Annotated in this window: 11 protein-coding genes; 4 read left to right on the forward strand and 7 right to left on the reverse strand. The window is 55.2% G+C overall.

Translation table 11 applies throughout. The features are described from left to right. Positions 1 to 65 precede the first annotated feature (65 nt). Positions 66 to 434, forward strand: coding sequence for a DUF423 domain-containing protein (locus GQY55_RS16170; protein WP_160042909.1), 369 nt, complete (start codon positions 66 to 68; stop codon positions 432 to 434). 90 nt (positions 435 to 524) lie between these two features. On the opposite strand, the gene rlmN is transcribed toward GQY55_RS16170, so the two are convergent. The 5 genes from rlmN to GQY55_RS16195 form a co-directional block, all read right to left on the reverse strand. Further along, complete coding sequence (rlmN, locus tag GQY55_RS16175; protein WP_160042910.1) at positions 525 to 1622, reverse strand: 23S rRNA (adenine(2503)-C(2))-methyltransferase RlmN; 1098 nt, start codon at positions 1620 to 1622, stop codon at positions 525 to 527. 240 nt (positions 1623 to 1862) lie between these two features. Then, entirely contained in the window at positions 1863 to 2333 is a 471-nt protein-coding gene (locus tag GQY55_RS16180; RefSeq protein ID WP_160042911.1) for an SRPBCC family protein, read from the reverse strand. Positions 2334 to 2585: 252 nt separating this feature from the next. Continuing rightward, positions 2586 to 4001 carry a hypothetical protein gene (locus GQY55_RS16185; protein WP_160042912.1) on the reverse strand — a complete coding sequence of 472 codons (1416 nt, stop codon included), beginning with the start codon at positions 3999 to 4001 and terminating at the stop codon, positions 2586 to 2588. Positions 4002 to 4263: 262 nt separating this feature from the next. Further along, the gene (locus GQY55_RS16190) at positions 4264 to 5238 is read right to left on the reverse strand and encodes an aldo/keto reductase (RefSeq protein WP_160042913.1); all 975 of its coding nucleotides are present in this window, start codon (positions 5236 to 5238) and stop codon (positions 4264 to 4266) included. Positions 5239 to 5308: 70 nt separating this feature from the next. Further along, the gene (locus GQY55_RS16195; protein WP_160042914.1) at positions 5309 to 6205 is read right to left on the reverse strand and encodes a DMT family transporter; all 897 of its coding nucleotides are present in this window, start codon (positions 6203 to 6205) and stop codon (positions 5309 to 5311) included. A 505-nt stretch (positions 6206 to 6710) separates the two neighbouring features. Here GQY55_RS16195 and GQY55_RS16200 point away from each other — a divergent pair. Beyond that, entirely contained in the window at positions 6711 to 7058 is a 348-nt protein-coding gene (locus GQY55_RS16200; RefSeq protein WP_160042915.1) for a DUF485 domain-containing protein, read from the forward strand. Further along, complete coding sequence (locus tag GQY55_RS16205; RefSeq protein ID WP_160042916.1) at positions 7055 to 8602, forward strand: solute symporter family protein; 1548 nt, start codon at positions 7055 to 7057, stop codon at positions 8600 to 8602. Before GQY55_RS16200 ends, GQY55_RS16205 begins: the two co-directional genes overlap by 4 nt. Before the next feature lie 67 nt (positions 8603 to 8669). On the opposite strand, the gene GQY55_RS16210 is transcribed toward GQY55_RS16205, so the two are convergent. Next, positions 8670 to 10262, reverse strand: coding sequence for a PTS sugar transporter (locus GQY55_RS16210; RefSeq protein WP_160042917.1), 1593 nt, complete (start codon positions 10260 to 10262; stop codon positions 8670 to 8672). Positions 10263 to 10501: 239 nt separating this feature from the next. Here GQY55_RS16210 and GQY55_RS16215 point away from each other — a divergent pair, with 239 nt between their 5' ends. Further along, positions 10502 to 11254, forward strand: coding sequence for a hypothetical protein (locus GQY55_RS16215; RefSeq protein ID WP_160042918.1), 753 nt, complete (start codon positions 10502 to 10504; stop codon positions 11252 to 11254). A 212-nt stretch (positions 11255 to 11466) separates the two neighbouring features. Here GQY55_RS16215 and GQY55_RS16220 read toward each other — a convergent pair whose 3' ends face one another. After that, a complete protein-coding gene (locus GQY55_RS16220; RefSeq protein ID WP_160042919.1) occupies positions 11467 to 13101 on the reverse strand; it encodes a thiamine pyrophosphate-binding protein in 1635 nt (544 codons plus the stop codon). Positions 13102 to 13149 lie beyond the last annotated feature (48 nt).

Raw genomic sequence — 13149 nt, forward strand, 5'->3', positions numbered from 1 at the left:
AAATACCGGCAGCATTGACGCCTGCCCCATCCCGTCGGTAATATGGGCTTAAGAGGTGATATCATTTGAGTACGATGCTGATGCTTGGCGGGATCATGCTGTTTCTTGCGGTGGCGCTCGGCGCTTTCGGGGCGCATGCCCTGAAGGAGCGCCTGAACGAAAGCCAACAGAAGACATACCAGACCGGCGTGTTATACCATTTGGTCCACGGGCTTGGCCTTGTGCTGATCGGGCTTTATGCGGGAATGGCGCAGCATGCCTCCATGGCCGTATTGGCCGGATGGTTTATTTTTGCGGGGATGCTTCTGTTCTCCGGCAGCCTGTACGCGCTGAGCCTGACCGGCATCCGGAAGCTTGGCGCCATTACGCCGCTGGGCGGCGTGGCTTTTTTGGCCGGATGGGTTCTGTTTATCGTGGCGGCGGCACAAGGGTGAGCGAAGCTGCAGTATACGCTTTAACCGGAAAAAGCGCATCCCGGCTTGAGGGAATGCGCTTTTTTCATGGAAATGTTCATCTTCCCGTTATTACTCGTTCGCGGCCCGGCTTGCTTTCGCGCTGCGCCCGCGTTCGCTTTGGATCTGCTTGCTGCGCAGCTGTCCGCAGGCCGCATCGATGTCGGTGCCATGCTCGAGCCGGACGCTTACGCTGATGTTGTTTTTCTTTAGCGTATCGTAGAAGGCGGTAATCGTCTCCTTGGAGCTCCGCTGATATTGGCTGTGCTCGTCTACCGGATTATACGGGATCAGGTTGACGTTGGCCAGGTGTCTGCGGCTGCTCACCAGCTGTGCCAGCTCTAGCGCGTGCTCCGGCTGGTCGTTGACGTCTTTTAGCAAAATATACTCCAGCGTAATCCTGCGGTTCGTTTTCTCCAGATAATAATCGATCGCCTCCATGAGCGGCTCGATCGGGTAAGCCCGGTTGATCTTCATGATGCGCGTCCGGATTTCATTGTTTGGCGCGTGCAGGGAAATCGCCAGATTCGTGCCCAGATCGCTGTCGGCGAATTCGCGGATCTTCGGCACCAAACCGCTGGTGGACACCGTGATATGCCGCGGTCCGATGGCCAGGCCTTTATGATCGCGAATAACCCGGATGAAATTCGACATATGCTCGAAGTTGTCGAACGGCTCGCCGATGCCCATGACGACGATATGGGTGACCCGCTCGCCCTTTTGCCGGCTGTCCAGATAAAGCTGGACCTTCATCACCTGCTCGACGATTTCGCCGCTCGTCAAGTCCCGGCTTTTGCTCAGCAGACCGCTGGCGCAGAAGCTGCACCCGATATTGCAACCCACCTGCGTCGTCACGCAGACGGACAGGCCGAATTTATGGCGCATCAGCACGGTTTCGATCAAGTTGCCGTCCTGCAGCCGGAACAAAAATTTGATCGTGCCGTCGGCAGATTCCTGCCGGGTATGCTCCTCCAGCGTCTGGATCGCAAAATGTTCCTCCAGCAAAGCCCGGCACTCCGATTTTAGCTCGGGCATCTCGGTGAATTCGGTCACCCGGCTGCGGTACAGTCCTTCCCATACGAGCCGGGCGCGAGATTTTTTATGTCCATGCTCAGCCAGCCATGCGGCAAGCTGATCCAAAGTGAGTCCATAAATGGATGGTTTATTCATCGGTTTACGTTCCTCTTTTCAAAAAAGCGTAAAATTGTCGTACCTCTCTACTTTAACAGATCGGAACGGAAATCTGTCATTATTGTCCCAAAATTTTATTAGCAAAACAAGGGGAGGCAGGCAGGATTTGCGGCTGCTGAAGCCAAGCGCTGGCCGAAGCATTGGATAGAACCGCAGCAACTCCTGCCGGTTGTGTACGTGCAAATCCACATCGCCGAACCGGGTAATCAGGCTTCCATCCTATTTGTTCGATCCCATTTGATCCGCCAGCTCGCGCAGGTTTGCCAATACCTCTTCCCAACGGCTTTTCATCGCCTCTCTGGCGCTCATGTCCTCAAGCTTCTCCTGATGAAAACTGACGGTCGCTTTTCCCTGCGCCGCAGGCAAAACGCGGATCTGCAGCGTGGACGGATGCTCCCATCCGGGGAGCTTCCATCTCATCCGCAGCTGCTCCGGCGGCTTGACCACCCGAAACTCGCCCGTGATCCCGCCGGCCGCGGCAAAGGTTTGTCCAGGCTTCAGCTCCAGCTTGTCCACTTCCCCGATCCACAGCTTCATTCCTTCGGGAGAGATCAGCAGCGACCAGGCTTGCTGCACGGTCGAAGGCAGGGTTCTTCTTACGCCGATTTGAAAACCCGCCGCGGCCGTCATGCCGACAGGCTTGGCATGCTGCGCCCTTTCGGATTTGCTTTCGTTCCGGGATTGCTTCATGTCACGTTCCTCCTCCGTTTTCGAATCGTTATGATTCCTCATGAAGTATTCGTCTAAACTCCGCGGCGAGTGTCTTTGGAAGCGGCTCTTCTGCAGCTCCTTACCGCTATGGGATCCATCGCCGCGGCAGGCAATGTCGTGAATGCGAGCTTGTTGTTCATCGTCTCCATCCTTTGCTTCGTTTAGGGCGGTAACCTTCACTAACAGCTTGATATTACCTCTCGGTATTCGGGATGTAAATATATGGGTGCATCACAACAAAAAGATCGCCAAAACGGTTGTGGCAAAGAGACCGATCAACACCGGCTTCAAGTTGCGGCGGGCCAGCTCGAACGGGCTGACGCCGCAAATGGCGGCCGCCGGGATCAGCGCCCATGGAATCAGCGTACCGCCTCCGACCCAAATCGCCGCTACCTGGCCGAGGGCAGTCAGCGTCGCGGCTCCCGTATGGGTTGCCGCGGCAAATAGCTGGGCGATAGAGCCGGCGAGTGATATGCCGGAAAAACCCGAACCGTCCAGCCCGGTGATCGCTCCCGTGATGGTCAAAGTGACGGCCCCTACGACCCCGTTGAGCGGCACAAGTCCGGCCAGCGCTACCCCAAGATCGTTGACGATCCCATGCGATGTCTCGGGCAGCACTTTTCCGAACAAATCGGTAAACGCCGAATCGCCAAGATAAAAAAAGGCGGCGATCGGTATGACCGGGCCAAACACTTTAAAGCCGAAAACGAAGCCGTCGATCAAATAAGAGGTGATTTTTTCGAGCCCGCCGTTTCTGTGGGCGATAAGCGAAATGACGATCAGAATGAGCACCGCCGTGCCTCCGACGAGCGCGGTTGCATCCCCGCCCTGAAGCTTCAGCACGAACATGGCCGCCACATCGGCAAGAAAAAGAAGCATAATCGCCAGCGCCAGCGTGTTTTTGGCAGCGGCAGGCAGCCGAAGGGCCTGTTCATCTTCTTCTCCGCTTGCGGCAAGGGTATTCCCTGCGCTTTTGATCTTTACCAATCCGTCTCTCCACGTCCCGTTTTTCATGTCCTTGCGCATCATCCAGAAAGCGGTCACCGTCGTGACAAGCCCCATGCAAACCACGAGCGGCACGCTCGCTTCCATCACGCTTGCCGCGGGCAGCCCGGCCGCGTCGGCCGTGAGCTTCGGCGCGCCCTGAATAATATAGTCGCCGGATAACGCGATGCCGTGGCCGAACAGGTTCATCGCCATCGCCGCACCCAGGGCGGGCAGGCCGACCCGGATTGCAACCGGAAGCAGAACGGCGCCGATCAGCGCGACGGCGGGTGAAGGCCAGAAGAAAAAAGACGTGACCATCATGATGATCCCGATGCCCCAATAGGCCATGGCCGGCGTGCGCAAAAACCTCGTCAGCGGCGCCACCATCGCTTCATTGATGCCGGTCCGGATCAGCACGCGGCTCATCGCCACGATAATGGAGATGATCATGATCGTTCCCATCAGCTCTTTGGTCGCGTAGATAAACGAGTTGAACATCCCGGATACCGAGCCGCTGACCGTGCCCGTCGCCAAAACGCCAAGCGCCAAAATTCCCGCGACGCAAAGCATCGTCGTGTCCCGCCGCCGGATGAGCAGCGCCATAATCAGCACGATAAACGCCAAATACACGTAATGAATTGCCGTTAAATGAATGACCATGTTGTAGGGTCACTCCCTTCCCCTGCTGCAAATTGTGTTATATGTTATGCAGGGGCCTGGGCATGGGTTCATGTCCCGGCTTTCCGGCCGTCCAAGCGAAAGCGGGGACATGGCACCGGCGATTTTATCTCAAGCACTTTGCATAAGACGACTCCTTGCAAACAGCCGCCTATGTAAAAAGCCGCTCCGAAGAGCGGCTTGGCCGTTGATATCTATCTATATAGATTGAACCTGTAAGCTTCATTTCTTTAGTTCATTCTATCTAGGTCAATCGATACGTCGCAAAAGGCTTGCCGTACCGGAACGCCTCGCTAATCTCGTTCAGCTGCCGCAGAACCTCCGAACCCGGATTCAGCTCCAAGCTTTTCAGGTTTTCGTCCAGCTGCTCGGGACGGGTTGCCCCGACGATCACGGTCGAAACGGCGGGCCGCTCCATCAGCCAGGCGATCGACAACGTGCTTGGCGTGCAGCCTTGCTCCCCGGCAATCCGGCTCGCCTGCTCCGAAAGCGTAAGCGTCTGATCATTGATAAACCGGCCAAAACTCGGGTCGGTCTGCGCCCGGGATTTCAGCGGCGCCCGATCGGCAAAGCTGTATTTGCCGGTCAGTATGCCTCCGGCCAGCGGGAAATACGGAATGATGCCCACGCCCTGATCCAGGCAAAGCGGCACCATCTCCTGCTCCGGCGTGCGATCCGCCAGCGAATAGCTGGTCTGAATTGACACGTAGCGGCTTAGCCCTTTCATGTCGCTGATCCCAAGCGCCTTCATAAGCTCCCAAGCTGCATAATTGGAAGCGCCGATGTACCGGACCTTGCCGGCACGCACCATGTCGTCCAGGGCGCGGAGCGTCTCTTCCAGCGGCGTATTCGGGTCGAACGTATGGATCTGGTACAAATCCACGTAATCGGTACGCAGCCTTTTCAGGCTGCCTTCAAGCTCCTGCATCAGGTGAAAGCGCGAGGACCCTCGCGAATTGGGGCCTTCCCCGCGGACCAGCCCGGCTTTCGTCGCCAGCACCACTTCATGCCTTCTCCCGGCCAACGCCTCTCCGATGATCCGCTCCGACTCCGTGCCTGCATAGATTTTAGCCGTGTCGATGAAATTGATGCCTCGATCGATCGCATGATGAAGAATCCGCGTCGAGGTCTCCTGGTCGGCCCTTTTTCCGAACGCATTCGTCCCGAGCCCCAGAAGGGATACTTCCAGACCGCTGTTTCCCAGACGGCGGTATTTCATGAACATCTACTCCTTTGCGCAGTAATTAAAAAGATGGCCATGCGGAAGAAACCGCAACTGCATTTTCCCGCTATGCCTGCCGCTGCGCCGGGGATGCGGCGCCTTGGGCAACCGGCCTGTTGCCCTGCCGGCTTTTTCCGTTGACCAGCCAGATGCCTGCGAGCACCAGCCCAATCCCTGCAAGCGTAACGACGCCGAGCGTTTCATGCAAAAACAGCACCCCGCATACCACGCCGATAATTGGAACCATCAGCAACGAAATGGAGGCTTTGCTCGCTTCGACTTTGGACAGAATGTAAGACCACATCACAAAAGCCAACGCCGAGCCGACGATACCCGAAAAGGCGACGTACACCGCAGGCATAACGCCCCAATGGCTTTCCCCCTGCTCGAATAGCGCCGAATACAGCAGCAGCCCGGCAGCCCCGGTAATCATCTGCCACGTCGTAAACTGGAGCATGTCGCAATGCCCCAGCTTCCGTTTGACGAGCAGATTCGCCAGCGCCCACGACAGCCCCGACGATACGGCCAAGAGCAGCGCGGGGGTACTGCCGCTCCAGTGCGCATCCATGGCGACGAACAAACCGGCCGTTCCGATGACGATCCCGAGCAGCTTCCGCAGGCGAAGCCGTTCGCCCGGCAGCCAAAAATGCGCCATCAACGTCAGCCACAACGGCATGCTGTATGTGAGCACCGAAGTCAGCCCCGCACTCAAATCCTTCAGGGAAAGCTGAATGGCCAAGTTAAAATACATCGTTTGCAATATGCCGCAAAGCATATACCATTTCAAATCCCGCAGCCGGGGCAGCGGCACTTTCTTCGCCAAGCATACCGCAACCAGCACCAGCGCTCCAAGCGCAAACCGGTAACCCGCGAACAGCACCGGCGGAAACACCCCGTTCGCCAGCTTCATAAACACCCAGTTAAATCCCCAGATCAGGCAAAGCAGGCCGATCCACACATTCATAACCACACCTCTGATGTCTCAGGATTTTGCAAAATCCGATTCCGCCCGCCCCCGGGTAAAATCTATAGACGAACGAAACCGTTTCGATCTATATATTGCCGTTTGGAAGCCGCTCTTTGGATTTTTGCAACATCCTCGTCCGAAAATAATATGCCCTTTTAGCGGACCGTTTTGTTGTTAGGAAACTATACGTTCTCCGCCCGGATTTGTCAATGAAAGTCCAAGGTAGTTAGCAATCGCCGCCCCAGCCTCCCAATCGGCCTCTTTTCTGCAATTTGGGCTATTGGTAGATGACCTTGACCGACATTCACCCTCACCGTGTAACGAGCCGCAATGCCTGAGCCGATAATTTTTAGGTTTACAAAAAATGGACTTATTATATAATAAAAACAGATTTGCCTTCAATAAGCACCCTATTTTGTTTGCAAGGGAGGAGATGGAGCGGATCTTTTTTTAAGTGTCCTTAATAAAACGCTTACATTACGAGAATGAGAGGGATTCGACTATGGAAATCACCCCCCGCTCCAATGAGCGTGCACAAACCAAAAGAACGCCTGAAGAGTATTCCGCCATCCGGAAATCCGCCTATTTTCAACAGCTGCTCCGCGAAAAGAAAAGATTTATCATCCCTTTGACCATTTTCTTTTTCTGCTTCTATTTTGCCTTACCGATTTTGACCTCCTACACCACGATTTTGAACAAACCCTTTTTCGGCAGCATCACTTGGGCTTGGGTGCTTGCCTTTTTGCAGTTCGTCATGACATGGGTTTTATGCATGCTCTATTATAAGAAAGCCGCCAAATTCGATCGGCTCTCCGAGCAAATCCGGGAAGAAAACGGAGGTAAAAAATGAATACAGCCGCGTTTTCCATGTTTCTGGTCATTGTCGCTTTTACGCTTCTCATTACATACTGGGCGTCCAAAAAAACGAAATCCGCCAGCGAATTTTATACCGCCGGAGGCGGATTGACCGGCTGGCAGAACGGGCTCGCCATTGCCGGCGACTATATGTCCGCCGCTTCCTTTCTCGGGATCGCCGGGACGATCGCGCTTGCCGGATTCGACGGATTTTTTTACAGCATCGGATTTCTGGTCGCCTATCTCGTCGTTTTGTTCCTGGTGGCCGAGCCGCTGCGGAATCTGGGCAAATATACGTTTGCCGACATGATCGCCGTGCGTTTTAACGCCCCCAAAATCCGGGGGTTTGCGGCGTTTAACACGATCGCCATCTCCATCTTCTACATGCTTGCCCAACTGGTTGGCGCAGGGGCCTTGATCAAGCTGCTGCTGGGCATCGATTTTACGACCTCCGTCATCGTGGTCGGCATTTTGATGACCGTCTACGTCATTTTCGGCGGGATGCACGCCACCAGCTGGGTGCAGATCGTCAAAGCGCTCCTGCTCATGGCAGGTACGTTTATCATCTCAATCATCGTGCTGTATAAATTCAATTTCAGCATTACCGATATGTATGCCAAAATGAGCACCGCCACGCCGCTGAAGGAAGCGTTTCTGAACCCGGGCGTCAAATACAAGGACGGTCTCGACACCCTTTCGCTGACCATGGGTCTGGTGCTGGGTACCGCGGGGCTGCCGCATATCCTGGTCCGTTTCTTTACCGTCCGCAATGCCAAAGTCGCCCGCAGCTCGGTCGTTTACGCCACCTGGATCATCGGCATTTTTTACGTGATGACCATTTTCCTCGGTTTCGGAGCCGCCGCCTTCGTCGGCAACAGCGATATCGTCGCGGCCGACAAAGCCGGCAACATGGCAGCGCCGCTGCTTGCGAAAGCGCTGGGGGGCAACTTCCTGTTCGCGTTTATTTCCGCCGTTGCTTTTGCCACCATTCTGGCCGTCGTCGCCGGTCTGGTGCTGACCGCAGCCGCCGCCTTTTCCCATGATTTTTACAATCAAATTTTGCGCAAAGGCAAAGCGACCGAGAAACAGCAGATCAACATGGCGCGTTACGCGTCGATCGGCATCTCCCTGCTTTCCATCGTGCTGGCTCTGTTCGCCAAAAACCTGAACGTTGCGTTTCTGGTGTCCCTGGCCTTTGCCGTTGCCGCCAGCGCGAATCTGCCGGTCATTTTGTACACCATCTACTGGAAACGTTTCAACACGAACGGCGCCATCTGGGCGATGGTGGTCGGGCTGGTGACATCGGTCGGACTGGTCATCGTGAGTCCGAACGTCTTCAACCCGGTCGAAGGCAAAGCGATGTTCGTCGGCGAGGCGCTGTACCCGCTCAGCACCCCGGGAATCGTCTCGATCCCGCTCGGCTTTATCGCCGGCTACGTCGGCACGCTTGTTTCACGCAAATCCGCAAACCGGAACGATCAGGCCAGTTATGATGAAATTTTGGTCCGTTCCAATACGGGAATCGATACAAGCATTTAACAGGTAAAAAGAAGACCCGGTTGGCTTGAGTTCAGGCCACGCCGGGTCTTATCCTATCGCTCTTCGTTTATGCCGACTGCTGGGCGGACAGGTTCCGATCCGATGTTTTACGGCTCCGTGAAGCCTTGTTCGCCACCAGCGTGATTATCAACGCCAGCAGCAGCGCGGCTGCCATGGAAATCGTAAATCCGATCACGTTGTTCGAAAGCAGCGGCCCCATAAACGAAGGTACGTAAGCCGTTCCCCGGACTTGGAATACGCCGACCAGACCGCCTCCGACTCCGGCCGCCGCGATTGCTCCCCCGAACACCCATTTGTTTGAAAACATGAATGGATAAGCGGCTTCCACGAACGTGCCGAAACCCATATTGATCAGAAAACCGGGGGCGGCTACCGCCGCTTCGCCTTTATCTCTGGGCGCAATCAGGTTCGCCAACGTAATGCCCGCAGATACCATCACAAGTCCGACCATATCGATCGCGCCGAGGAAGCTGTTGCCCGTCTTCTCCATTTCAAGGAGCACGATCGGCAAAATCGCGGCATGGTACACCCCGCCGAGAATCGCAGGCCAGATCAGCAGGCCGCCGATCACGCCCGCTACAATCGGGTTGAAGGAAATGGCCAGATTGATCAGGTGCTTGATCCATTCTCCCGCCTGGAGCGCAAACGGGGCGACCAAATAGTACATGATCAGTCCCGAAATGAGTCCGGCAAAACCTCCCGCCACGATGTTGACCGTTGTCATTGGAAAACGCCACTGCACGCATTTGACGAACAGGAACTGCACCAGCAGCCCTGCGCCGATCCCGCCGAGTATGCCCCCGATAATTCCGCCGTTCATGGACAACGTTCCCGCAATAACGCCGGCCACAATTGACACTTCATCGAGATCGGCGATTTGCTTCGCCGCGATGACCGCCAAAACGACCGGCAGCGCCTTCAGCATGATGTCGAACACCGTGCTTAAACCTTTGAGCGCCGGAATTTGGCTGAGCGCCAGCACGATCGCCATGGCGATGAAACCGGGCAGCGATGACTGCATAATGCCTTTCAGATTGATTCTCCGCCAGGGTTTGCCCGAAGGCAGTTTGGAACCGCCGGGGCTTCCGAGCACCGGAACAAATTTGATGCCCCAATGCTTGCATAACGAAGTCATAAACGATACCGCCCTTGTCCGGTTCGTCGTTCCGGTCGTACCCGAAGTGGCGATGACATTGGCGCCTTTCGAAGCTATCAAAGCCATGGATGTGCCGCCCGTCCCCACCACGGGAATGGCCTGCGCCGCTGCTGCCTGAATCGTCCGGCCGTTCGCTCCTTCAGGATCGGCGCTCATGACGATCAAGCCGTCGATTTTTCCGGATCCGACCAGCCCAGCCATCTCGCCATCCATCCCGAAAGCCGCTTCGTTCACTTCCTTCAACGAACCTTCCGCCTGCTTTATCAGCCGGTTTTCGTCCGGATGCCATGCATACAGAACCGCCGCCGTCGTTTCTTTGGCCGTATCCATCGACTCCGATGCCGCAATAAACTGCACCGCGCCGATTTCAATGCCTGCGCCGTGGCATTGGGCCGCGATTTCCCCAATCAGCTTGTCCGGGTCTTTGCCCCCCAAATTATATAAATTGCCGCCGCTGCTGCCGATGACCGCTATCCGTTTCATGATGTGCCCCTCTATTCGCAGTATTTTCGCTTTATTATGGTACCGTATTACCATATTATAAGAGTAACACGTCATAGGGACAACCTTTTTCGAAATGATGCAGAAGATACGCTTGATTCTTATTCATGCTCCCGGCGCTTCTTAAGGCAGGGTTAAAAATCGCTTTTTGCAATCCGATAGATTCCGCTATAATAGACACATAACCCAAAATGGATATCTTTAACAATTGTGGAGGTTCTATGAATCAGCAAAACGAAGCAACGTTATCGGACGTCATTACGGAGGGCATCAACAAGACGCTCGCAAGGGATCTGCCGAATGCCGGTCCGAATGAACTGGAACAACGCCGAAAACAAATGAATAAGGCGGAATTAATGGACGCTTATCTTCAATCATTCGACCGGGAACCGACGGGGAATGTCATTCATGGGGTCGTTCAGCGGCTTTTCGGCATGGATTTGGATCATGTGTCCCTGCTTCCAGAGGCCGAGCATGAAATTCAGGCAGCCGGCGGACTTCAACAGTCGGGAACTCATCCCGACGGCAGCATGCCCGCGCCCCGCGAGATCATCGACATCAAGCTGGCTACGGGCGGCAAACGTTGGTCCGGCCCGGAAATCCGCCGTCTGCTGAACAGCCTGTTCGGCGTCAACCTCGATGCCATATCCGCGCTGGATCAAGCAAAAATATCGTTGTTTTCCAAAGGCCAATGGGTCGTGCGGAAGGATCATGATCTGTTCGTCGTGTATACGGGCGAAGGAGACGTGGATGTCAGCGTATACCCCACGGCGTATTTCCTTGAGCGGACGGGGATGGACGGGCTGCCGGAAGATCTGAATCAAGCCTTGACGGATCTGGGTTATCGTCCCGATGGGGAGCGGAAAAGCTTATATTACGCCGACCCCGGCGGCCAACCCGTGCCGGATGCCTTTAAAGGCCAAACTATGGGCGCGATCATGGCAGCCATCCGGAACTCATACAGCCATTTATAGTTTGATGTTTCGCAATATGTCGGCTGTTCCCGGCTTCAGCCGGGTTCATTCGGTTTAAGAAAAACGTCTATCGACGTACTTTCACAGAAGACAGACCGCGCTTAGCGGAAATTTTCCTTGTGATATAAGGAAGCCATCGCTTCGAAACTTATACCTTCTTATACCTTCAAAAAAAGGGCCCTGATCCTCGATCAGAGCCCTGTTTGCTTTCGTTATTTGCCGAAGGAAGACAGGAATTTCACGCGGTCTCCCATCGGAGGGGTGTTATTGTCCACCAAAGCGACCTCAAGAACGGCAGGTCCGCCTGCATTCAGCAAGCCGCTCAGCGCTTCTTCATTCAGGTCGCCAAGGTCTTCCACGCGGTAGCTTGGAATATCCATCGCCGCCGCCATCGCCGCAATGCTGATTTCTTTTTGAGCAAAGGAAGCATGCGACCGTTTATACTGCAGCTCGTGTCCGTGGTACACCATGCCCAGCCGCGCGTTGTTCATGACGACGAACAAGATCGGCAGGCGGTATTCCTTGGCGGTCAAAATTTCCATGCCATGCATGAAGAAGCAGCCGTCTCCCGTAATGCACACAACCGGACGGTCCGGATCGGCGAACTTCGAACCGATGGCGGAGCCGATGCCGCTGCCCATCGCGCCGAAATGAACGTTGATGTCGAACGTGTTGTAATCCAGGACGTTCATATAATGGATCACATAGGACATGAACTCGCCGATATCGACGGTGTAACGCGTATCCGCAGGCAGATGCTTTTGCAGGCTTTTCAGCACGTTTTGCGTGTTGTATTCTTCCGTCGCGACATATCCTTGCGGCTTCTCCAGCGCTTTAACGTCTGTTTTCGGCAATCCAAGCGCCCTAAGTTCTTCGAGCAGGAACGTCAGGCTCAGGTTGATATCGCCCAGAACCGGGATGTCGATTTCGTACTTGCGGCCGAATACCGTCTCGTCAAAGTCCATCTGCACGCAGAAACGGTTTTTCGTGAGGTTCATATTCCAGTTGTTTGTTGCCGTTTCGCCCAAGCTGGAGCCGAGAATCAGCAGTGCTTGTCCGTCGCCTTCGTTGACGAGCGCCGACGTGCTTTCGTGTCCGGCAAAACCGAATACGCCGGAGAGAAGCGGATATTCTTCGGGAATCAGCCCTTTCGCCTGCGGCGTCGTCAGGATCGGCCAGTTCAGCAGCTCCGCCAGCTCAAGCACTTGATCCACCGAATTGCGGACGCCTTGTCCGATGAAAATATATCCGCTCTTCCGCTTTGCGAGCTCTTCCGCCGCCTTTTTGACGGTGTCCAACTCCGGCACGATCGGCGTTCTTTTCGGCGGCCCGGGAATGGTGACCTGCACTTCCCCTTGCTGCACGTCGATCGGCATCGCCACATGGACCGGGCCGGGCACGCCGGAAATCGCGATCTCGACCGCTTTAACCACTTCGGCAAGCAGATCCTTGGACTCGCGCACCGTGACGCTGTATTTGGTTACGGAACGGTATACCGGCTCGGCATCCAGCTCTTGCGAAGCGTTAAGTCCAACGGTATTGACCGGAACCGCGCCCGTCAGAAACAACACCGGGAGATGTTCGCGCATCGCGTTGGCCGCGCCGGTCACGAGATTGGTCCCGCCAGGCCCGCTGCAGCCGATGACGACGCTGAGTTGGTTGGCATATTTTGCGTAAGCCGCCCCCATGTACGATGCGGCTCCTTCATGTTTGGTAACGATCGGTGTAATTTCAGGCATCTCCACCAGCTGGTCGAACAAAACGTTGACCGAACCTGCCGGAATGCCGAAAATATGCCTTACACCAAGTCCTTTCAAGTACTCTAAAACTGCGCGTGCTGCTTTCATATGAAAAACCTCCTAAAAAATTCTATTTATCTATGATGTATTGGAGTG

It is taken from the genome of Paenibacillus sp. USDA918EY, from assembly GCF_009870825.1.
GTDB classification, from domain to species: Bacteria; Bacillota; Bacilli; order Paenibacillales; family Paenibacillaceae; genus Paenibacillus_AQ; species Paenibacillus_AQ albilobatus.